Origin of the sequence: Nocardia neocaledoniensis, assembly GCF_003182135.1 — a bacterium.
Classification (GTDB): Bacteria; Actinomycetota; Actinomycetes; order Mycobacteriales; family Mycobacteriaceae; genus Nocardia; species Nocardia neocaledoniensis.
In genome coordinates, this window is the sequence record NZ_QGTL01000002.1 from 73,578 (window position 1) to 96,447 (window position 22,870).

Consider the following 22,870-nt stretch of genomic DNA (forward strand, 5'->3'; position numbering starts at 1 on the left):
GCGTCGCCGTCACGGGCGCTAGTCTCGACGCGGCACCCGGGGGTGGTGCCGATCGAGTCATTTCGGGGGGAACATGTCCAGCGATCCGTCCATCGATCGCGCGCGTTCGCGGAGTCCGCTGCCGATCCTCGCGGGTGTGGTCGGTGCCGTGCTCCTGGTCGGCGGTGTGGCGCTGGCGCTGTACAGCCAGTTCTTCGCGGCGCCGATTCCGGTGCCGTTCGACGACGACTACCCGAAAGCCCGCGATTTCCCCTTCCACCTCGTCCGGGGGACCCTCCTCCTCGCCGGCACGGTCGCGCTGATCGGGGCGGTGGTCCTCGGGGCCGCGGTGCTGAACCGCAGGCATCGCGTCGACGAACGCACCACGGGTATCACCGCCGGTGGTGTGCTCGCGATGGTCGCGGTGCTCATCGGCGGCATCGCGTTCGCGGTCACCGCGCACATCCCGTCGACGTATCAGCGGCTCACCTCGACCTTCGCCGTCACACCGAGGGTGCCATCGGCGATCGCCGCACTGGTCCTCGTTCTCCTCGGCGCGGCGCTGGTCTTCGTGCTCGTGGCGACACCGACGGTCGCGCGGCCCCGAGTGGCGGCGCTGGCGACGGCCGTCGTCGTCGGCGTCGTGCCGGTGCTCGGCGCCGCCGGGATCGCGGCAAGGCTGGGTGACGACACGACCTCGATCGATCGTGCCACCGCCGGACCCGGCCAGGAAACGGCCGCACCCGCGGTGTTGGGGCCGGAGCGGTTCCGACTGCGGCTTCCGGTTGATCCTGATCAGCCGAACGCTCGAATCATCACCACCGGAAACGGATTCGTCGTCTCGACCCGGGACGGCGTCACGTCGCACGACGGTGCGACAGGGACCGAGCGCTGGCACTACCGGCGCCTCGGCGTCCGGTCCGACAACGTGGGCAACGTGCCGAAGGAGACCGTGGCCCTGCGCGGCGAGAATGCCGTGCTGACCTACTGGGAGAAGCGGGGCTGGCTGGCCTTCGACACTGTCACCGGCGAACTCCTCTGGACGGCGACGGATCTTCCCGCCGACGACCGTGGCAGCATCGTGCGGGGCAACCTGCTCGCCTTCGTCTCCCATTACGGGACGGTGACTCGGGTCGACGCCAGGACCGGCCGCACCCTGTGGACCTCTCCACAAGAATCGTCCGCGTGCGCCGGCACAGTTCAGCATGTCGTCGCCACGATGACCGCGATCTACCGAGTCGCGTCCTGCGGTCACGGTGACGAGACCGCGGTGGCCGTCACCGAACTCGACGCGGAGTCCGGTGAAATACTCGGCTGGCGCGCCTTTCCCGCGCCGAGCAGGCGATTGCCCTGCTATGTCGAGGTCCAAGTGCTCGACAGCGGCTATGTCTGGACGACGTGCCGGCACGACGGTGGCGTGACCGACGTTCTCCTCTCCCCCAGCGCCCCGTTGGCCTCGGCGCTGGTCGTATCGAGCGAAGGGCACTCCGGGGTGCTCGCGGCAGGCAACGACATCCTGGCCAGTCCGTCCCTCCCCGGCGATCCTGTGCGCCGGTGGGAGATCCTGTCGGCGGCCGACGGAACGCGGACGGCCGAGCTCGACCGAGCATCGGTCGAGGAGCACGCGCGGTTCACCTACGCGACGGCCGTGCTCGCCGACCAGGTCGTCACTGTCACCCGTCAGCACAACGCGTACACGCTGCGAACATGGGACAAGCGGACAGGTCTTCCTGGCCCGGCCCAACCGGTCACCGTGCCATCTGAGACCGCGGCCCTGCGATGGACCACCCTCGGGGGCTCTCTCGTGTTGATCGCGACGGACCGCGACTACCGCGAAATCGAGGTCATCGGCTTCGGCTGATCCCGTGTCCGGGAGCGCCCGACGAGAACGCCCGCCGCCGGGTTCACCCACCTTGGGGTGGGAACCACGCCCCCTGGGAGTCGGCACCCCAACGCTGGGGTTGCTGTCGGAAAGAGGGCTCGGGGACGAGATTGGAGGTGTACCGAAAAGCACCGCCGACTCGCCTTCGAGGAGACATCCGATGAGCACTCTGGTCACCGCCGACAATGTCATCCAGCTGCCGCGCAGGCAGGCCGGCGCCCCGATCGCCGACGGACATCTCGCCGACACCGACCTGGACCGCTGGGCCAACCGCCTGGCCCGGCTGCTGCTCACGAGGGGCGCCGCGATCGGCGACCGGATCGCGCTGGCGATCGACGCCGACGTCGAGGCGATCGTCGCCGCGGCCGCGGTGCGCAAGATCGGCGCGACGCCGGCGGCTGTCGCCGACGGCGCGTCGGCCGCCCAGGACGCGCGTTTCGGGATCACCACCGCCGACCGCAGGCCCGAGCTCAGCGACGCGATCGACTGGCTGGTTCTCGACGACCGCTGGACGCTGCAGCGCTACCTGGTCAGCTCGGACGCGCCGCTGTCCATCACGGATCTGCGCGCGGCTTCCTGAACCTGTTCCGGTCGGGTCCCCACAGGTTCAGAATGGACCTTGTGAGTGCGCAGCGTCGAGCACTACCTCACCGCAGGTAGCTGCCCGTCCGGGTCGGGGACCCATGGTGAACACCGAGCTCCACACATGAGAACGCAGGTCTGCTCATGACCCAGTCTTCCTCGCGTGCGACGACGACCGAGGCCACTCTTCCCCTGTCCGCCGCCCAGCGCGGCATCTGGTTCGCCCAGCACATCGCGGGCGAGACCCCCATCTCCATCGCCCAGTACATCGAGCTGACCGGCCCGGTCGACCACGCGGCGTTGACCGACGCCGTGCGGCGCACCGGCCGCGAATTCGGCACGGGGTACGTGCGGCTGGTCGACGTCGACGGCGAGCCGCGCCAGCTCGTCGACCTCTCGCTCGACGACGAGGTCGACGAACTGGACTTCCGGGCCGAACCGGACCCCGAGACGGCCGCCCACGCCTGGATGCGTGCGGAGTACTCCGCCCCACTCGACATGATGACCGACCGATTAGTCCGGGTCGCGCTGCTGCGGGTGAGCGAGGAACGCTGGTTCTTGTACGCGCGAATGCACCACATCGTGCTGGACGGCATGGGCGCGCTCGCCCTGGTCCAGCGGACCGGCGAGCTCTACAACGCCCTCGTCGAGGGCCGCGAGCCACCGCCGTCCAAGGCCGAACCGCTGTCGAAGATCGTCGAGGCCGATCTGGCGTACCGGACCTCCGAGCGCTTCGCGGCCGATCGCGAGTACTGGCGCGCGCACCTGGCCGGGATGGCCGATCCGGTGAACCTCGCCGGCCGGGACGCGCCCGTCGACGCCCACCCGGCCCGGGTGTCGGGCGCGCTGCCCGCGGAGACCGCGGCGTTGCTCGACACCGTTGCGGCGAAGGTCAATTCGGGTGTGGCGCCGACCGTGGTGGCGGCGTTCGGCGCGTATCTCGCGGCGATGACCGGTGCGACGGAGGTGGTGCTGAGTCTGCCCGTGTCGGCCAGGACCTCGGCGACGCTGCGCCGGTCCGGCGGCATGCTCGCCAATGTCGTCCCGCTGCGCGTCGCCCTCGCGCCGACGACGACGGTGGCCGACGCGATCCGCGCGGTGCAGGGCGAGCTGACCGGCGCGCTGCGCCGTCAGCGGTACCGGCAGGAGGACATCGTCCGCGATCTGGGCTGGTCGATGGACGAGGCGGCGTCGTTCGGGCCCGCGGTGAATCTCATGATGGTCGACACCAGGATCGCGCTGGGCTCGGTCGTCGGGCGCCTGCACGTGCTCACCTCGGGGCTCATCGACGACCTGTTCGTCAACCTGTATCCGGGGGTGGGCGGCGAGAGCACCCACATCGACCTGCAGGGCAACGGCAATCTCTACAGCCCGGCCGAGCTGGCCGCCCACCACGCACGGTTCCTGCTGTTCCTGTACCAGTTCCTGGCGGCGGGGCCGGACGCGCCGCTGTCCACGGTGCCCGTCCTCGCGGCCGACGAGCAGGCGCTCTCGGTGCCGGCGCGTGGTCCTGCCGGCGTGGCGCCACGCACCCTCCCCGACATCCTGGCGGCGGGCGCGGCCATCGACCCGGACGCGGTCGCCCTGCGCTGGGGCAACGCGGAAACACTCACCTACCGGGCGCTGGACGAGTACACGAACCGGCTGGCCCGGGTGCTCATCGCCGCGGGCGCGGGTCCGGAACACGGTGTGGCGCTCTCGATTCCCCGCTCCGCGCAGTCGGTGCTGGCCACCGTCGCGGTGGCCAGGACGGGCGCGCCGTTCGTGCCGATCGACCCGACCTATCCCGCCGACCGGATCGAGCACATGGTCGGCGACAGCGGCGTGGTCAGCGGGCTGACCGTGGCCGAGGCACGGAAGTCGCTGCCGGACAGCGTCTCCTGGCTCTGCCTCGACGACGAGGCGACCGTGCGCCGGATCGCCGAGCAGGAGACCGGGCCGCTCACCGATGCCGATCGGCGGGGCGCGGTCCACCTGGATCAGGTGGCCTACATCATCTACACGTCGGGCTCGACCGGCCTGCCCAAGGGCGTGCTGGTGTCGCATCGCGGCCTGGCCAATCTCGTCGCGGGTTCGGGCGGCGGTTTCGGTGTCGACACGGGTTCGGTTGTCGCGCACGCTGTCTCGCCGAGTTTCGACATCTCCGTGGAGGAGATCCTGGTGACGCTCGCGAGCGGCGCCGCGCTGGCGATCGTGCCGCCGTCGGCGTACGCGGGCGAGGACATGGCGCAGGTGCTGCGCGCGCATCGGGTCACCCATCTCAATGTCACGCCCGCGGTGGTCGGTTCGCTGGATCCGGCGACGCTGCCCGAGTTGGGCACCATCGTGGTCGGTGGTGACGCGTGTCCGCCGGAACTGGTGTCGAAGTGGTCGGACCGGGTACTGCTCAACGGGTACGGGCCCACCGAGACGACGGTCACCACCACGCTGAGCGCACCGCTGCGGCCGGGAGCGCCCATGACCATCGGCGGTCTCGTCCACGGTGTCACCGGGTTGGTGCTCGATCCGTGGCTGCGGCCCGTCGCGCCGGGCACCCTGGGCGAGCTGTATCTCGCCGGTCCCGGAGTGGCGCGCGGGTATCACCGCCGCAGCGGATTGACCGCAAGCAGGTTCGTCCCGAATCCGCACGCGCCGGGTGAGCGGATGTACCGGACGGGTGATCTCGTCCGGTGGACGGCCGCCGACGGCCACGTCACCCTGGCATACCAGGGACGCAGCGATTTCCAGGTGAAGGTGCGCGGCTTCCGGATCGAGCTGGGTGAGATCGATGCCGCGCTGCAGCGGCTGGCCGAGATCGACTACGCGATCACCCTCGGCGTCGAATCACCCTCGGGTGCGACGGCGCTGGTGTCGTACGTGACGGCAGCGCCGGGCGCGGAGGTTCATCCCGAGGCGGTGAAAGCCGCTGTCGGTGAACAGCTTCCGGCCTACATGGTGCCGTCGGTCGTGATGGTCCTCGATCGGGTGCCGCTCACTCCTTTGGGCAAGGTCGACCGCAAGGCTCTGCCCGCCCCGGATTTCAGCGCCAGGGCGGTCGAGCTGCGGGCGCCGTCGAACCCACGCGAACAACTCCTGGCCGAGCTGTTCGCCGACGTCCTCGGGCTGGATGTGGTCGGTGTCGACGAGAGCTTCTTCGCCCTCGGCGGCGACAGCATCGTCTCCATCCAGCTGGTCTCCCGCGCCAAGGCCGCGGGACTGGGCTTCAGCGCCCGCGATGTCTTCGAGCGCAAGACCGTCGCCGCCCTGGCCGCGGTCGCCACCACCACCGAAGCCGCCGTGGTGCACGAATTGCCCGGCGGCGGTGTCGGTCCGGTGGAGCTCACCCCGATCGTGCACGCCATGCTCGAGCACGGCGACACCTGGCACCGCTACGCCCAGGCGGTGCTGATCGGTCTGCCCGCGGGCACCGATCGTGCCGCGCTGGCGACGGCGATCCAGGCGCTCACCGAGCACCACGACCTGCTGCGCTCGTCGCTGCGGCAAGTCGAAGGCCACTGGGAATGGGTTGTGGCCGAAGGTGGTTCGATCGACGTCGACGAATTGATCGAGGTGGTCCGGGTAGAGCCGGAAGCCGCACGCACCAACGATCACACCTCCGCCGGTACCACGGCGCAGGACGCCGGCACCACCCTCGACTCCGTCAGCTCCCGCGACCGCGACCTGATCGAGCGCGCCCTCCAGCAGGCCGCGGACCGGCTCGACCCCACCTCCGGTGTCGTCGCCCGGTACGTCCTGCTCGAACGGCCGGAGGACTCGCCCCTGTGCTGGCTGGTCCTGCACCATCTCGTCACCGACGGCGTCTCGTGGCGAATCCTGCTGCCCGACCTGGCCACCGCGGCGTACGGTGGCGCGCTCGACCCTGTCGGCACTTCGTTCCGGCGGTGGGCATACAGCCAGCCCGAGCAAGCGGCCGCACGCCGCGACGAATTGCCGGTGTGGCAAAGGATTCTGGCCACTCCGGACACCGCGTACGGCCACGCCACGTTCGATCCGGCGGGCGACACCGTCGCCACCATGGCGGAGTACCGCACGAAGATTCCGGCCGATCTCGCGCACTCGGTACTGACCACCCTGCCGGAGCGATTCCATTGCGGCGCCGACGATGTGCTGCTCGCCGCCCTCACCCTCGCGGTCTGCCGGTGGCGCGACCGCACCGGCGCGCTGCTGACCCTCGAGGGCCACGGCCGCAGCGAATCCCTGCTCCCCGGCGCGGATGTCGCACGCACGGTCGGCTGGTTCACCAGCGTCTACCCCGTCGCCGTCGACCTGACCGGGATCGACCTGGCCGACGCGTTCGCCGGCGGTCGGTCGGCGGGAGCGGCGATCAAGGCGACCAAGGAACAGCTGCGCGCGATCCCGGACAAGGGAGTCGGCTACGGCCTGCTGCGCTACCTCGACGACGAGACGGCGCGGGCACTGGCCGACGCCCCGACCCCGCAGCTCAGCTTCAACTACCTCGGCCGCGCGGTCACCGGCGGCGCCGATCCGTGGATCCCGCGCCGCTTCGCCGCGACCAACGACGACGATGCGCCCCTGGCGGCTGTGGTCGACATCAATGCCGTGCACACCGACGCGGGCCTCGAAGTCACCTGGGCCTACGCGAGCAGACTGCTCGACGCCGCCGCCGTGCGGGAGCTGGCCGATCTCTGGTCGGCCGCGCTCGAAGCGCTGGTCATCCACGCGGCCGACGCGGGCGCGGGTGGCCGCACCCCGTCGGACTTCCCCCTGGTCACGCTCGACCAGCCACAGATCGAGCGATGGGAGAACGCATACCCGCGCCTCGCGGATGTCTGGCCGCTGTCCCCGCTGCAGTACGGCCTGCTCTTCCACGCCCTCTACGACTCCGACACCGCCGACGGCTACACGGTCCAGTCCCTGCTCACCCTCGCCGGCACGGTCGACGCCGCCCGCCTGCGCCGCGCGGCACAGGGCTTGATCGACCGGCACGAGAATCTGCGGGTGGCGTTCGTGGAAACCGACGACGGGCCGCGTCAGCTCGTCCTCGACCACGCCGAGATCCGCTGGGACACGATCGATCTCACGGATATCGCCGACACCGAGGAGCGCACGCGCGAGCTCGATCGGGTGATCGCGCTCGACGCGCGCACCCGCTTCGATCTGACCAGACCGCCGCTGGTCCGCTTCACCCTCGTCACCACCGCACCGGGCGAATTCCGGCTCGTCATGACCAATCACCACCTGGTGCTGGACGGGTGGTCGACGCCGTTGCTCGTGCGCGAACTGCTCGCGCTCTACGTCACCGACGGTGACGCCGCGGCGCTGCCGCCCGCACGTTCCTACCGCGAGTTCCTGTCCTGGCTCGCCGCCCAGGACGCCGACGCCTCCCTCGCGGCCTGGCGGCAGGCCCTGGCCGGGATCGACACCCCGACCCGCGCTGTGCCCACCCTGGCCGGCATCGAGTCCACCGAGACCGGCATGCTCTCGCACGAGCTGACCGCCGACACCGTCCGGGTGCTCGAGGCCGCCGCCCGCGAGGCGGGCGCGACGGTGAACACCCTCGTCCAGGCGGCGTGGTCGATGCTGCTGGCCATGCTCACCGGCCGCACCGATGTGGTGTTCGGCAGCACGGTGTCGGGGCGACCGCCGGAGTTGTCCGGCGTCGAGGAGATGGTCGGGCTGTTCATCAACACCGTCCCGGTGCGGGTGACGCTGGATCCGGCGGAGAAGGTGAGCGATCTGCTGGCCCGCGTCCAAGCCGAGCAGGCCCGGCTCATGGATCACCAGCACGTCGGTCTCGCGGCGATCCACCGCGCGGTGGGTCTGGCCGAATTGTTCGACACCCTCACCGTTTTCGAGTCCTATCCGATCGATCGCGAGGCGCTGTCGCAGGCGCTCGACATCGCCGGGATGCGGGTACTCGACGTGGAGGGCACCGACGCGACGCCGTATCCGTTGAACCTCATGGTGATCCCGCTGCGCGGCGACACCGGCGACGCGCTGCGCATCACCGTGAAATTCCTGGCAGATCAGCTCGCCCCCACCGCCGCGCAGTCGCTGCTCGACCGGTTCGTGCGGCTGCTCGGGCAGCTCGCCGACCACCCGCATGCCCTGGTCTCGCAGCTGCAGCCCTGCGACGACATCGAACGGGCCGCCTTGGCGCCGGTGCGCGGCCCGAGCGCCCTGCCCATGCGGACTCTGCCCGACATCCTGGCGGCGGGCGCGGCCATCGACCCCGACGCGGTCGCGGTCACCGCGGGCGAATTGTCCATGCGCTACAGCGAACTCGACGCCTGGTCGAACCGCTTCGCGCGCGTGCTGCTGCGGCGCGGGATCGGGCCCGAGGTGTTCGTGGTGCTCGCGCTCACCCGCTCGCTGGAATCGGTGGTCGCGGTGTGGGCGCTGGTGAAGACCGGCGCGGCGTTCATGCCGCTGGACCCGAGCTACCCGGTCGAACGGATCGAGCACATGCTCGCCGATTCCAAGGCGCCGATCGGCGTCACGGTCACCGCGATCGGCGAGACACTGCCCGCCACCATCGACTGGCTGCTGCTCGACGACCTGAACACCCTGCGCCGCGCCATGCTGGTCTCCGACGCGCCCATCACCGACGCGGAGCGCGGCGGTCCCATCGACCTCGATCACACCGCCTACCTGATCTACACCTCCGGCTCCACCGGCAAGCCCAAAGCGGTGCTGCTCAGTCATCGCGGCGTCGCCAATCTCACGGCCGCCCAGCGGGAAACCATGGATCTGGACCCGACGGCCAGCGCCTTGCAGGTGGCCTCCCCCAGCTTCGACGCCTCCGTATTCGAGATGCTCACCGCGCACGCGGCGGGCGGCAGGCTCGTGGTGTCGCCGCCCGAGGTGTACGGCGGCGACGAACTCGCCCAGCTGCTGCGCACCGAGCGGGTCACCCACGCGGTGATCACGCCGTCGGCCCTGGCCACCATGGAACCGGCCGGACTCGACGCGTTGCGCGTGCTCTCGGTCGCCGGCGAAGCCGCCACACCCGAGCTCATCGAGAAGTGGGCGCCGGGGCGGCGCATGCTGAATCTGTACGGCCCCACCGAATTCAGCATCTGGGCCACCGGTCCGGCCGAACTCGTCGCGGGCGAACCGGTCACCATCGGCGGGCCGATCCGGGGTGCGGCGGTGGTCGTGCTCGACGGCTGGCTGCGACCGGTCCCCGTCGGCATCCAGGGCGAGCTGTATCTGGCCGGCCCCGCCTTGGCCCGTGGCTATTTCAACCGCTTCGAGATGACCGCGAGCCGCTTCGTCGCCAACCCGTTCGGCGCCGCCGGGGAACGCATGTACCGCACCGGTGACATGGTGCGCTGGGTCGAGAACGACGGCGACCTGGCACTGGAATACCTGGGCCGCAGCGACTTCCAGGTCAAGATCCGCGGGCTGCGTATCGAACTGGGCGAGATCGACGCGGTGCTCACCCGCGACGACCAGATCGACTACGCGGTCACCATCGGCCGCGCGGGACCTGCGGGCGCCACGGTGCTGGTGTCCTATGTGCTGCCGGTGCCCGGGATCGATCTCGACACCGAACGGGTGCGTGCCGGGGTGGCCGCCGAGCTGCCCGGGTACATGGTGCCCGCCTACGTCGTGGTCCTCGACGAGATTCCGCTGACCCCGGTCGGCAAGCTGGACCGCAAAGCCCTTCCGGTACCGGACTTCTCGGTGACCGACCGTCCGTACCTCGCGCCCCGCACGCCGACCGAGGAGGCCGTCGCCCGGGTGTTCGCCGACGTGCTCGGCGCCGAGCGGGTGAGCGTCGACCAGTCCTTCTTCGAACTCGGCGGCAACTCGCTCAGCGCCACCAAGGTCGTCGCCCGCGTCAATTCCGCCCTCGGCGCCACCATCGCCCTGCGCGACCTGTTCGACGCCCCCACGGTCGCGCACCTGTCCTCCCGGGTCGTGCCCGCCGCCGACGGCGGTCCCGGCCGCCCCGCGCTGGCCGCGCGCATCCGCCCCGACCGCGTCCCGCTCTCCCCCGCCCAGCAGCGCATGTGGGTCCTCAACCAGCTCGACCCCAGCTCCTCGGCCTACAACATCGCCATCGCCCTTCGCCTCACCGGCGACCTGGATGTCGACGCCATGCGCCGCGCCCTCGCCGACGTGGTCGAACGCCAGGAGACCCTGCGCACCCGCTACCCCGCCGACGCCGAGGGCCCGCGCCAGGTCGTCGTCGACGTCGACACCGCCGTTCCCCCCATGCCGGTCGTCACCACCGACGACGGTGCGCCCCTGCGTGCCCGCATCAACGACCTGGCCGGAACCGGCTTCGACCTCACCAGAGAACCGCCCCTGCGCGTCGCCCTGTTCTACATCGGCACGCCAGCGCCGGACCGGACCGGTGGCACCGACATGCGCGCAGCAGCGGTCGCCGGCTCCCCCTCGGGCGCAGACGCGGGGGAACACCCACCCGTCCACGTCATCGTCCTCGTCGTGCACCACATCAGTGCCGACGGTGCGTCGATGGCGCCGCTTGCCGGCGATCTGGTCGCCGCGTATTCGGCGCGGGTGGCTGGAGACGAGCCGGATCGGGTGCCGCTGGGTGTGCAGTACACCGACTTCGCCCTGTGGCATCGCGAACTGCTCGGCAGCGAGTCCGATCCGGATTCGATGGCCGCGCAGCAGATCCGGTACTGGGGCGAGGTTCTCGCGGGCGCGCCGGACGCACTCGAGCTGCCCAGCGATCGCCCGCGCCCGGCCGTGCAGTCGATGCGCAGCGACGACGTCGCCTTCACCATCGACGAGCGGACGCACCGCGCGCTGGTCGACACTGCCGCGGCGAACAACGTCAGCGTCTTCATGGTGGTGCACGCCGCGCTGGCGGTGCTGCTCGCACGGCTGGGCGGCACCGACGACGTCGTCATCGGCACGCCGGTCGCGGGCCGGGGCGAGGCCGCGCTCGACGACCTCGTCGGCATGTTCGTCAACACGCTCGCCCTGCGTACCCCCGTCGATCCGGGCACCGGTTTCCGGCAATTGCTCGGGCAGGTGCGGGCCACCGACCTCGAAGCCTTCGCCCGCGCCGATGTGCCGTTCGAGCGGCTCGTCCAGGTGCTCGACCCGGTCCGGTCGACCGCGCATCACCCGCTGTTCCAGGTGTCGCTGTCGCTGCAGAACTTCGTCGAGCCGGTCCTCGAACTCCCCGGCCTGCGGTTCGAGGTCGAGGACTTCGATCGCCGCTCCTCCGCCTTCGACCTCACCCTCGATCTGCGCGAGCGCTTCGACGAGACCGGCCCCGCGGGCATCGAGGGCGTACTCACCTACGCGACAGACCTTTTCGACCCGCCCACCGTCACCGAGTTCGCCGCCAGATGGCGCCAGGTGCTCACAGCGGTCCTCAACGACCCGGACCTCCGCATCGCCGACATCGACATCCTCGCGGAATCCGAACGCGCCGAACTGATCCCGGTCCGCGGCCCGTCCACCAGCGGCACGACCACCCTGGCCCGCCTGCTCACCGCCACCGCCGCCACCCACCCGAACCGCCCCGCCCTCGTCATCCAGATCCCGGACGATCGCGCCGCCGACGCCAGCGGTCACGCCCCCGCCGCCAGCACCACCTACCAGGCACTCGACGCACGCTCGAACCAGCTCGCCCGGCTGCTCATCGACGCGGGCGCGCGCACCGAAACCGTGGTGGCACTGGGCCTCCCCCGGTGCGCCGAGCTCCACATCGGCATCTGGGCGGCGGCCAAGACCGGCGCGGCGTTCCTGCCGGTGGATCCGAAGCATCCCACGGATCGGATCGCGCACATGCTCTCCGATTCGGGGGCGCCGGTGGGGCTGACGCTGGCCGCCTACCGGCCGCAGCTGCCCGACACCACGAGGTGGCTGGTCCTCGACGACCCCGAATGCGCCGCCCACCTGGACGCGATGAGCGCGGCCTCGCTCACCACCACCGAACTCCCGGCCCCCATCCACATCGACAGCCCCGCCTGGATGATCTACACCTCCGGCTCCACGGGAACGCCGAAGGGCGTGACCGTCAGCCACCGCGGGCTGGCCGACCTGGTCGCCGCGCAACGCGCCGACCTGCGCCTGGACGAACAGGCCCGCGTACTCCAGGTCGCCTCACCGAGCTTCGACGCATCGATCTTCGAGGCCCTGATGGCCTTCGGCGCCGGCGGCGCGTCGGTGATCTCGCCGCCCGACGTCTTCGGCGGCGGCCCGCTCGCGGAGCTGATCGCGGCGGAGTCGGTGACGCACATGGTGATCACCCCGTCGGCGCTGGCCACCATCGACCCGGCCACCGTCTCGAGCCTGCGGGTCCTGGCGGTCGCCGGTGAGGCGGTCGGCCCCGACCTCGTCGCGCGCTGGTGCGGTGACGAGTCCGGGCGGACCATGGTCAACCTGTACGGCCCGACCGAATACACCATCTGGGCCACGGCCTCGGCGCCCCTGTCGGCGGACGAACCGGTGACCATCGGCGCACCGATCCGCGGCGCGGCGGCCCTCGTCCTCGACGACCGGCTCCGACCTGTACCGGTCGGCGTCGCCGGTGAGCTCTATCTCGCCGGCTCCGCCATGGCACGGTGCTACCACGCCCGCCCGGGCCTGACCGCCACGCGCTTCGTCGCGGACCCGTTCGGCGCGCCCGGCGAACGCCTCTATCGCACCGGTGATCTCGTGCGCTGGACCGGCAACGCCCGCCTCGCCCGGGGTGGTCACGTCGAGGCCGTCGGGCACCAGGAGCACCGGGCGCACCCGGACCGGGAGCAGGTACTCACCCTGGAGTACCTCGGCCGCACCGACTTCCAGGTGAAGGTCCGTGGCCAGCGCATCGAACTCGGCGAGATCGACGCTGTCCTCAGCCGCCTCGACGGCGTCGACGTCGCTGTGACACTGGGTGTTCCAGGCCCTACCGGCGCAACCGCACTCGCCGCCTATCTGGTGCGCTCCCCGGGCATCGACCTCGACATCGCCAGGATCCGCGCCGAAGCCGCCGACATCCTGCCGGGGTACATGGTCCCCGCGGCCTTCGTCGTCCTGGACGAGATCCCCATCAACGCGGTCGGCAAGCTCGATCGAAAAGCGTTGCCGGAACCCGTGTTCACCGTCGAGGACGCGCCGTACCGCGCACCGGAGACGACGACCGAGCAGATCCTCGCCGAGGTCTACGCCGAACTGCTCGGCCGCGACCGCGTCGGGGTGGACGATTCCTTCTTCGCCCTCGGCGGTGACAGCATCCTCGCGATCCAGCTGGTGACGCAGGCGAAACTGCGTGGCGTGCACTGCACTCCGCTGCAGGTGTTCGAGCACCGCACGGTCGGCGCGCTCGCCGCGGCCGTCGACACCGCGGGCGCGGCCGTCGAGCTGGCCGAGCTGCCCGGCGGCGGCGTGGGCGAACTCCCGCTCACCCCGATCGTCCGGTACATGGTCGAACGCGGCGGCGACTTCGACCGGTTCGCCCAGACCGCGGTGCTGGAACTGCCCGTCGGCATCGAGCGCCAGGGCCTGGTCGCGACCCTCGGCGCCGTGCTCGACCGCCACGACATGCTGCGCTCGCGGCTCTGGCGGGACGAGCAGGGCTGGCACCTGCGGGTCGCCGAGCCCGGCTCCGTCGATGTCGACGCCCTGGTGCACCGCACCGAGTTCGACGCGCTCGACAGCATCGACCTGCGCGAATACGCGCAGACCGAACTCGAGGCCGCCATGAACCGCCTCGACCCCGCGCGCGGCGTGGTCCTGCAGTTCCGCTGGCTCGACCAGGTCGGTGACGCGGGCGCCCGCACCCGCCCGGGACGGCTCATCATCGTCGCCCACCACCTCGCCATCGACAGTGTCTCGTGGCGCATCCTCGTGCAGGACCTGATCGGCGCGTGGGCGCAGGTGTCGGCGGGCGCCACCCCGGTCCTGGCCGACGTGGGCACCTCCATGCGTCGCTGGTCGTACGCCCTCACCGAGGCGGCAGGCGAGCGCGCCGAGGAACTCGGCTACTGGCGGCGCGTCGTCGACTGCCCCGACCCGCCGCTCGGCGACCGCGAACTCGATCCCGCGATCGACCTGAGCCCGACCGTGCGCCGCGTGGATCTCGAGGTCTCCGAGCAGGTCACCGACGCCCTGCTCACCACCCTGCCGCGGCTGTTCCACGGCAGCGTCACCGACGGCCTCTACGCCACCCTGGCGCTGGCCCTGATGCGGTGGCGCGCCCGCCGCGGTGTCGACGAGCGATCGGCGCTGCTGCGCCTGGAAGGCCATGGACGCCAGGAGGAGATCGTGCCCGGCGCCGACCTGTCCCGGACCATCGGCTGGTTCACCTCCCTGTACCCGGTGCGCCTGGACCTCGACGACATCGATCTGGACGACGCGTTCGCCGGCGGTCCGGCCCTCGGCACCGCGATCCGCGCCGTCAAGCATCAGCTGCTCGCGGTGCCGGACAAGGGAATCGGCTTCGGCCTGCTCCGCTACCTGAACCCGGACACCGCCGCGCAACTCCCCACCCGGCTGCCCGGACAGATCGTCGTCAACTATCTCGGCCGCCACACCTCCGCCGAGATCCCCGCCGGGCTGGAGGGTCTCGGCTGGCTCCCCGCCGACGATCTCGGCGACCTGCACGCGGCCGAACATCCCGATGTCCCGGCCATGTCGGCGATCGATGTGAACGCCCTGGTGTCCGGCGACCGCCTGCGGGCCGACTTCGGCTACCCGGAACACCTCTTGACCCGCGAGGCCGTCACCGAACTGGCCGACCTCTGGGCCGAAGCGCTCAGCGCCGCAGCGCGATTCGCCGATTCTCCCGCCGCCCAGCGGGCCGCGGCCGAGGAGACCGCCGCGCTGGCGGCGCGCGCCGCCGACGCCGGACCCGCCGGACTCGGCCTGGACGTGTTGCTGCCGATCCGGCTCGGCGGCGACCGCCCCGCCCTGTTCTGCGTGCACTCCTCCTCCGGAATGTCCTGGAGCTACCTGGGTTTCGCCGAACGACTGCGTCCAGGCCGCCCGATCTACGGACTACAGGCCCCCGACCTCAGCGGCCGCGAGCCCTCCGCCCGCTCGATCGAGGAGTTCGCGCGGCGGTACGTGCGCGAGATACGGGCCGTCCAACCACACGGCCCGTATCACCTGCTCGGCTGGTCGTTCGGCGGGCTGATCGCCCAGGCCATGGCCGTCGAGCTGACGGCCGCGGGCGAGCGGGTGGGCGTGGTCGCCCTGCTCGACACCGACACCGCCGACATCGACGGCGACACCATCGAGCGCCTCACCCCCGGCGCCTTCATCAACACCTTCGGCTCGATCTTCGGCATCGACAACGTCCCCGCCGAGGCCACCGCCGCCGAAGCCGCCCAGCTCATCGCCGCGAAGATGGGCGGAGTCGAACTCCTCGACGCCGCCACCATCGAACGCATGGCGGGCTCCTACAACGCCTCCGCGGGGACCCGCACCGGCTATCAGCGCCCCGTCTACGACGGCGACGTCCTGTATTTCACGGCCACCGTCGACCCCGCCGAATGGATGGGGCCCGAGGGCTGGCGGCCCTACGTGACCGGCGAGATCGTCGACGTCCCCGTCGACGTCACGCACGACGAGATGACCACTCCGCAAGCACTGTCGGCGATCTCGCCGGTGCTCGACGACCACATGGAAGCAGGAGACCGATGAGCGCAACGAGTTCCGGCGGCGTGCGCGTCGAAGGCATCGAGAAATCGTTCGGCGAGGTCCATGCCCTGCGCGGCGTCGATTTCGAGGCCCCGCCCGGCGAAGTGCTGGGGATACTCGGGCCCAACGGCGCGGGCAAGACCACCATGGTCAACGTCTTGTCGACGCTGATCAGCCCCGACCGGGGCCGGGCGGTGGTGGCCGGACACGATGTCGTCGCCGATCCCGCCGCGGTGCGCAGATCCATCATGCTGACCGGCCAGTACGCCGCCCTGGACGACATGCTCAGCGGCTACGAGAACCTCGTGATGTTCGGCAGGCTGATGGGCCTGCGCAAACCCGCGGCCAAGGCCAGGGCGAGGGAACTGATCAGCGAGTTCGACCTGGACCGGGCCGCCGACCGCCGCGTCGGCACCTATTCCGGCGGCATGCGCAGGCGCATCGACATCGCCTGCGGACTGGTGGTCCGGCCCGACGTGGTGTTCCTCGACGAACCGACCACCGGCCTCGACCCGCGCAGCAGGCAGGGAGTCTGGGATCTCGTGCGCGGCTTCAAGAAGGAAGGCATCACCACCCTGCTCACCACCCAATACCTCGAGGAGGCCGACGCGCTCAGCGACCGGATCATCGTGATCGACCACGGTGTCGTCATCGCCTCGGGCACCGCCGACGAACTCAAGCACCGCACCGGCGGCAGCTACTGCGAGATCGTCCCGCTCGACCTCGAGGAACTGCCCGCCATCGTGGCCGCGCTCGATTCGCTGCTGCCCGCCGACCACCTGGCGACGCTCGGCCCGGAGACCGATCGCATCACCATCCCCGCCCCCGACGGCGCCAAAACGCTCGCCGAGGCGCTGCGCCGGCTCGACGACGCGGCCGTCGAGCTCGTCGACATCGCCCTGCGCCGCCCCTCCCTCGACGATGTCTTCCTGCAGCTCACCGGGCATCTCGCCACGACCGAGCCCGCGTCGGAGGCGTTCTCGTGACCGCCACCACCTGGCGCACCGACCTGCGCGCCACACCCGACACCGTGCAGCAGTGGTGGGTGCTCACCACGCGCCTGATCGTCCCGTCGGTGAAGAGCGGCGAGGTGCTGGCCTCCGTGGTGGCGCCCGCCGCGTTCACCGCCAGCTTCTACATTCCGCTCAAGACGGTGATGATGTTCTCCGGCAACGGTTTCAGCAGCTACGCCCAGTACATGATGCCGCTGGTGATCCTGCAGGCCGCGGCGTTCACCGCCATCTCGGCGGCGTTCCGGGCGGCCACCGATTCCGTCGCCGGACTCAACCGGCGGTTCGGCTCGATGCCGTTGCGGCCGCTCGTTCCGGTGGCGGCGCGCATGTCGGCCAATGTCTTCCGGCTGCTCATCTCGTTGGCGGCGGCGGTCGCGGCGGGGTACGTCATCGGGTTCCGGTTCCGGCTGGACGCCGCGCACACCCTCGGTTTCCTGGCGTTCTCGCTGCTCATCGGGCTCGCTTTCACCCTCGGCGCCGATGTCATCGGAACGGTGTCGCGCAGTCCGGAGGCCACCTCCCAGGCGCTCGTGCTGCCGCCGTTGATCTTCGGCATGCTCTCGACCGGGCTCGCGCCCGCGAGTCAGTTCCCCAGCTGGATCCAGTGGTTCGTCCGCAATCAGCCCGTCTCGCAGTTCGCCACCGCCCTGCGCGCCCTCGCCGGTGACACCGCGGGCAACGCGGGCACGGTGAGCTGGTCGCTGATGGGCCCGCCGCTGTTGTGGGTGGGCGCGATCCTGCTGATCTGCACCCCACTGGCCATCCGGCTGAGCGCGAGGAGGGCGTGATGTCCACGACGAACCCCGCGTCGGAGACCTCGGTGGGCGCGCTGGTCCGGCACACCGCGATCCAGACCCAACGGCTGCTGCTGCGCTGGGCGCGCAATCCGATCACCCTGCTCGAGACCCTGCTCATCCCGTGCCTGCTGCTGATCATGCTCGACATCGTCGTCGGCGGGCAGATCCAGAAGTTCACCGGCGAGGACGCGCTCTACGGCTCGGTGCCGATGGTTGCCATCGTCGGCGCGCTCTCCGGCGCCGTCGCGAGCGGAGTGCTGCTGGGCCGCGAACGCGACGCGGGGCTGCTGGCCCGGTTCTGGGTGCTGCCGGTACACCGCGCCTCCGGGCTGGCCTCGCGCATCATCGCCGAGGGCTGCCGGATCGTGCTCGGCACCCTCGCCGTGGTGCTCGTCGGTTTCCTGCTCGGCTTCCGTTTCCATCAGGGCCCGCTGGCCGCGCTCGTGTTCCTGCTGGTGCCCGTGCTGTTCGGGCTGGCGTTCGCCACGATCGTCACCGCCGTGGCCGTGTTCACCGCGAAAGCCTCACTGGTGGAGGGCATCACGATCCTCACCTCGCTGATGATGTTCTTCAGCACCGGGTTCGTGCCGCTCGTCGCGTTTCCCACCTGGATCCAGCCGGTGGTGCGCAATCAGCCCATGTCGGTCGCCGTCGACGCCATGCGCGGGCTCGCCGACCACGGGCCCATCGCCCGGCCGCTCGTGCTCACGCTGATCTGGTCGGCCGGGGCTATCGTGCTGTTCGCCGTCCCCGCCGCGATCGGCTTCCGGCGGGCCAGTCGCCGATGACCTCGGCCCGCGACCGTCGCGCGCGCGACCACGCAGTACCCTCGTGCGCATGCCGGTGAGCGCCCGAGAACGCACCCGATTCCGTCGCACCGCCGAGCAGGGCCGTGGCGCCCGCTCGCGCGGCGTCCTCGCCGTTGCCGCGCTCCTGTGCGTCGCCGTGGTCAGCGCCGGCTGCGCGGACAAGCACGACGACGCGAGCACGATCATCCGCACCACCACCAATATCGCGGGCGCCGGCGTGGTCGGCGCCGACCGCGACACCGCGACGGCCTGCCCGCTGCCCAGCGCCCCCGATCCGGCGCAGGGCGCCACCCGCACCGTCACCCACGCGGCCGGGACCTCGCAGGTCCCCGCCGATCCGCAGCGCATCGTGGTGCTCACCAGTTCGGCCCTCGACGCCGCCTGCGCGGTCGGCCTGTGGGAGCGGGTCGCCGGCGCGGTGACCCTCGACGGCCCGCGGCCGCAGCCGATGTACCTGGGCTACGGCGTGCTCGAGGTGCCCAGCGTCGGCCCGATCGGGCAGCCCGACCCCGCGCGCATCGCCGAACTGAAGCCCGACCTGATCCTCGGCGACGTCGCCCCCGCCGCCGGTGGTTACGAGGCGCTCAGCGCGATCGCCCCGACGGTGCTGATCGGGTCCGGCGGCAGCTGGCAATCCGATTTCGCCGCCTACGCCGCGGGCATGGGCCGTGACGGCGCCGCCGACGTCGCGCTGCAGAGCTACCTGTCCGAGGCACGCGACCTCGGCGCCGCGCTCAACGCGAACCAGTCGCAGGCTTCGGTGCTGCGCTTCACCGCGGACACCACCCAGGCGCAGGGCACCGAAACCTTCGCCGCCCAGATCCTGTCCGACGTCGGCGTACAGCGGCCCACCGCCCAGCGCGGCACCTCCTTCGACATCGCCACCGGCGAACTGGCCGACAAGGCCGAAGGCGACATCATCTACGTGATGTTCGCGGGCGAAGCCGGCGAGGAACACGGCAGGAAGGTGCTGCGCTCGGACGAGTTCGAGGAACTCGGCGCGGCCATGGACCGCCGCGTCTTCGCCGTCGACGACGCCATCTGGCACACCACCGGCCTCACCGCTGCCCGCGCCGTCCTCACCGACCTGCGCAACAGCCTCAACGGCTACGTCACCGACTGACCCGACTCCCAGCGAACTCCCAGCGTGTTCGCGGTTCCGGCGCAGGGGCCGGATCTACCGTCACGGTATGGACGAACACGATCTGGGACTTGGGCACGATCTGCGGGTGATGTCGCGGCGTAAGGCGCTGGGCTTCTTCGGCGTCGCCGGCGTGGCGGCGGTGGCGGCGGGCTGCTCGTCGGCCACGGACACGAGCACCGCCACCACCACGGACCCGGCGACGCCCGCCGCGGCGCCCCAGGAGACTGCGGGCCCCTACCCGGGCGACGGCTCGAACGGACCGAACGTCCTGATCGAATCCGGCGTGGTGCGCTCCGACATCACCCCGAGCTTCGGCGCGTACACCGGTGCGGCGCAAGGTGTTCCGATGACGCTCACCCTGAACCTGCGCGACCTGGTCGCGGGCGCGGCCGGTGCGGGCATGGCCGTGTATGTCTGGCACTGCGACCGCGAGGGCCGCTACTCGCTCTACAGCGACGGCGTCACCGACCAGAACTACCTGCGCGGCGTGCAGGTCGCCGACGACACGGGCGTCGTCCGCTTCACCTCCGTCTTCCCCGCCTGCTACGCCGGGCGCTGGCCGCACATCCACTTCGAGGTCTACGACTCTCTCGCCACCGCCGTCGCGGGCGGGAACGCCCGCCTCACCTCGCAGATCGCGCTCCCCCAGGACGCCTGCCAGTCGGTCTTCGCGGCCGACTCCGGCTACTCCGCCAGCATCGCGAACATGTCTGGCGTGAGTCTGTCCTCGGACAATGTCTTCGGCGACGGCTGGGACGCCGAACTCGCCACCGTCACCGGTACACCGGCCAGCGGCATGGCGGTGTCACTGACGGTGGGCGTGGCGGCGAAATCACAGAACACACAGTCCGACAACGGTTCTCCCGGTGGCGGCCGGGGTCCGGGTGGTCAGCCGCCGAGCGGGCCGCCGCCCCGGTAGCGGACGCCGGGCCGCGGGTCAGTCGAACTGCACCGTCGCCAGCATCGCCCGCGCGAGCTCTTCGGGGTCTGTCGAAGAGGCCAGTTCCGATCCCTCCAGCGCGCCCTCCCGCCACAGCGTGGCGAAGCCGTGCACCAGTGACCACGCGGCCAGCCGGGTCGAGCGCTGCCGTTCGGCCGACTCCCCCGACCGCAGCTCCGCGATCCCCGACCGCAGGGCCGCGCCCGAGCGCGCCCTGGCCGCGAGCAGGTCGGGATCGTCGGCGCGCAGCACTTCGCGGCGGTACATGATGTCGAACCGGCCGGGATTGGCCAGGGCGAAGCGGATGTAGGCGACCGCGACCTCGCGCATGTCGTCGCCCGCGCCCGCCAATTCCGTTGCCAGCAGCTCGAATCCCTCGATCGCCAGCGCGGTGAACAGGCCGGCCCGGTCACCGAAGTGATGCGCGGGCGCCGCGTGCGACACCCCCGCCCGTCGTGCCAGCGCGCGCAACGACACCGCCTCGACGCCCTCGGCCGCGATCTGCTCGGCCGCCGACTCGAGCAGCGCCGCCCGCAGATCCCCGTGGTGGTACCCGGTCTTGCTCATGCCTCGATCCTCACCCACAAACTTGCCATTGACAAGTTCTTTGAGCGGTGTCAATCTTTGCAGTGTCAAGATTGTTGTCAGCGCTCGTCTCCGAGGAATCCCCATGGCCCCCTTCATCGTCCTCATCGTCGTCACCGCCGCGACCCGGCTGATCGGCTGGCTCACCGACCTCACCTGGCCCGACTCCTGGCCGCACGCCCTCACCGTCGGCCTGGCCGCGATGTTCGCCCTCACCGCCACGGCCCACTTCCAGCAGCCGCGCCGCGCTGCCCTCATCGCCATGGTCCCGCCGAGCTTCCCCTCGGCCCCCGCCATGGTCACACTCACCGGCATCCTCGAAATCGCAGGCGCCCTCGGCCTTCTCATCCCCGCCACCACCGAACTCGCCGCGGCCTGCCTCTTCGCACTCCTGCTGGCCATGTTCCCCGCCAACATCCGCGCCGCCCGCGAAAACCTGGGCATCAAAACCATGCCCCTCCCCGCCCGCACGGCCTTGCAGATGATCTTCCTCGCCGCGTGCGCCGTGGTGGTCGTGGGCTGACGGTTCAGCGTGCGAGCGCCTCGCGTTGCGCCGGGGACAGGCGGTCAGGTCCCGTGGTGACGGTGAATGTGTCTGCGCCAGTGGCGAGTAGGGCGAGTGGGTCGCCGAGGTTGGGGTGTCGTTCGAGCAAGTCGAGCGCGCCGACGACCCGGTCCCGGGGCCATGCCAGCGCGAGGCTCAGCGCGTCGATCGTGCGCGGACGGCCCGCGTGGACGAGGGCGGCGAGGACGGTCAGCGCGTCGTCGGCGGCACCGTCGGCGAGGTCGCTGCCGCCCATCTGCGCGCTGAGCCGGGCGAAGAACCGGCCCATCTCGGCGAGCCGGGCGCCCGCAGTCGTGTCGGCACCGAAGATCTCGATGCCCCGCTGGGCGGCGGTCGCTATCTCGCCGTGCGCGCCGGTGTCGGCCTGCCACGCGCGCAGCCACACCCCGTCGTCGACGCGGTAGCGCTCGCGTCGTCCCACCGAATCCGGTTGGCGCCGGACGAGTTCCATCGTTTCGAGGTAGCCGATGGATTTGGAGACCGAGGCGGGGCTGACTCGTAGTTCGCGCACGAGGTCGGCGGAGGTCAGTCCCGCGGTGTCGGCGGTGAGCAGCCGCACGAAGACTCGCGCGACCATTCCGGGGAGGCCGGTCGCGGACAGCAGCGCCGCGAACCGGTCCACGAACTCGCGCTCCACCGCACCGGACTGCCCGTCGTCCGAGGTCGGCGGCGACGGCACTCGCCTGCGCGCACGGTGGCCCGCGGCCCGGTGCGCGCGCTCGGCGGCGTAGTCGCCGGATTCGCCGTTGCGCGCGACCTCGCGACTGATCGTCGAGGTCGGCCTGCCGAGCCGTCGGCCGATCTCGGCGTACCCGAGTCCGTCGGCGAGCCACACCGCGATCCGGCGGCGCTCCTCGTGCGTCAGCCTGCCTCCCTGCACCGCGACCTCCTTTGCTTTCCCGACAACGCAGTGCAACAACTCGCTCGCCAGAATTGCGTTAGTTGTCAATGCTGTTGCAACGATTGGCGGATTGTCCTGGCATTACCCTGACAGGT

11 protein-coding genes are annotated in these 22,870 nt (G+C 71.1%); 9 read left to right on the top strand and 2 right to left on the bottom strand.

Annotation, left to right across the window (positions count from 1 at the left end; translation table 11 throughout):
- The first annotated feature begins 73 nt into the window (after positions 1–73).
- The 8 genes from DFR69_RS04710 to DFR69_RS04745 all read left to right on the top strand — a co-directional run bounded on the left by DFR69_RS04710 (position 74) and on the right by DFR69_RS04745 (position 20,703).
- Positions 74–1,840, top strand: a complete 1,767-nt coding sequence (locus DFR69_RS04710; protein WP_110036211.1) for an outer membrane protein assembly factor BamB family protein — start codon at positions 74–76, stop codon at positions 1,838–1,840.
- Positions 1,841–2,021: 181 nt separating this feature from the next.
- On the top strand, positions 2,022–2,441 hold the full coding sequence (locus DFR69_RS04715) for an AMP-binding protein (RefSeq protein ID WP_110036212.1): 420 nt from the start codon (positions 2,022–2,024) through the stop codon (positions 2,439–2,441).
- A 146-nt stretch (positions 2,442–2,587) separates the two neighbouring features.
- On the top strand, positions 2,588–16,024 hold the full coding sequence (locus tag DFR69_RS04720; RefSeq protein ID WP_110036213.1) for a non-ribosomal peptide synthetase: 13,437 nt from the start codon (positions 2,588–2,590) through the stop codon (positions 16,022–16,024).
- Positions 16,021–17,007: an ATP-binding cassette domain-containing protein gene (locus DFR69_RS04725; RefSeq protein WP_110036214.1), complete on the top strand. Its 987-nt coding sequence runs from the start codon at positions 16,021–16,023 to the stop codon at positions 17,005–17,007. The genes DFR69_RS04720 and DFR69_RS04725 overlap by 4 nt, the downstream gene beginning before the upstream one ends.
- Positions 17,004–17,822 (top strand): ABC transporter permease, encoded by an 819-nt coding sequence (locus DFR69_RS04730; protein ID WP_110036215.1) that lies wholly within the window; start codon positions 17,004–17,006, stop codon positions 17,820–17,822. The genes DFR69_RS04725 and DFR69_RS04730 overlap by 4 nt, the downstream gene beginning before the upstream one ends.
- Complete coding sequence (locus DFR69_RS04735) at positions 17,822–18,619, top strand: ABC transporter permease (RefSeq protein ID WP_110036216.1); 798 nt, start codon at positions 17,822–17,824, stop codon at positions 18,617–18,619. The genes DFR69_RS04730 and DFR69_RS04735 overlap by 1 nt, the downstream gene beginning before the upstream one ends.
- A gap of 49 nt (positions 18,620–18,668) precedes the next feature.
- Positions 18,669–19,763, top strand: coding sequence for an ABC transporter substrate-binding protein (locus DFR69_RS04740; protein ID WP_110036217.1), 1,095 nt, complete (start codon positions 18,669–18,671; stop codon positions 19,761–19,763).
- Between the two features lie 67 nt (positions 19,764–19,830).
- Positions 19,831–20,703 (top strand): dioxygenase family protein, encoded by an 873-nt coding sequence (locus tag DFR69_RS04745; RefSeq protein ID WP_110036218.1) that lies wholly within the window; start codon positions 19,831–19,833, stop codon positions 20,701–20,703.
- A gap of 18 nt (positions 20,704–20,721) precedes the next feature.
- Here the strand turns inward: DFR69_RS04745 and DFR69_RS04750 are convergent, their stop codons facing one another.
- On the bottom strand, positions 20,722–21,291 hold the full coding sequence (locus DFR69_RS04750) for a TetR/AcrR family transcriptional regulator (protein WP_110036219.1): 570 nt from the start codon (positions 21,289–21,291) through the stop codon (positions 20,722–20,724).
- Between the two features lie 103 nt (positions 21,292–21,394).
- Between DFR69_RS04750 and DFR69_RS04755 the strand changes: the two genes are divergently transcribed.
- On the top strand, positions 21,395–21,832 hold the full coding sequence (locus tag DFR69_RS04755) for a DoxX family protein (protein ID WP_110036220.1): 438 nt from the start codon (positions 21,395–21,397) through the stop codon (positions 21,830–21,832).
- Positions 21,833–21,836: 4 nt separating this feature from the next.
- On the opposite strand, the gene DFR69_RS04760 is transcribed toward DFR69_RS04755, so the two are convergent.
- A complete protein-coding gene (locus tag DFR69_RS04760; RefSeq protein ID WP_110036221.1) occupies positions 21,837–22,754 on the bottom strand; it encodes a GbsR/MarR family transcriptional regulator in 918 nt (305 codons plus the stop codon).
- Between the last annotated feature and the right edge of the window lie 116 nt (positions 22,755–22,870).

What these genes read in the sequence shown, in the direction of transcription:
- DFR69_RS04740 (WP_110036217.1), top strand. Translation starts at nt 18,669, where the DNA reads ATGCCGGTGAGCGCCCGAGAACGCACCCGATTCCGTCGCACCGCCGAG.
- DFR69_RS04720 (WP_110036213.1), top strand. Translation starts at nt 2,588, where the DNA reads ATGACCCAGTCTTCCTCGCGTGCGACGACGACCGAGGCCACTCTTCCC.
- DFR69_RS04710 (WP_110036211.1), top strand. Translation starts at nt 74, where the DNA reads ATGTCCAGCGATCCGTCCATCGATCGCGCGCGTTCGCGGAGTCCGCTG.
- DFR69_RS04715 (WP_110036212.1), top strand. Translation starts at nt 2,022, where the DNA reads ATGAGCACTCTGGTCACCGCCGACAATGTCATCCAGCTGCCGCGCAGG.
- DFR69_RS04725 (WP_110036214.1), top strand. Translation starts at nt 16,021, where the DNA reads ATGAGCGCAACGAGTTCCGGCGGCGTGCGCGTCGAAGGCATCGAGAAA.
- DFR69_RS04750 (WP_110036219.1), bottom strand. Translation starts at nt 21,291, where the DNA reads ATGAGCAAGACCGGGTACCACCACGGGGATCTGCGGGCGGCGCTGCTC.
- DFR69_RS04755 (WP_110036220.1), top strand. Translation starts at nt 21,395, where the DNA reads ATGGCCCCCTTCATCGTCCTCATCGTCGTCACCGCCGCGACCCGGCTG.
- DFR69_RS04745 (WP_110036218.1), top strand. Translation starts at nt 19,831, where the DNA reads ATGGACGAACACGATCTGGGACTTGGGCACGATCTGCGGGTGATGTCG.
- DFR69_RS04735 (WP_110036216.1), top strand. Translation starts at nt 17,822, where the DNA reads ATGTCCACGACGAACCCCGCGTCGGAGACCTCGGTGGGCGCGCTGGTC.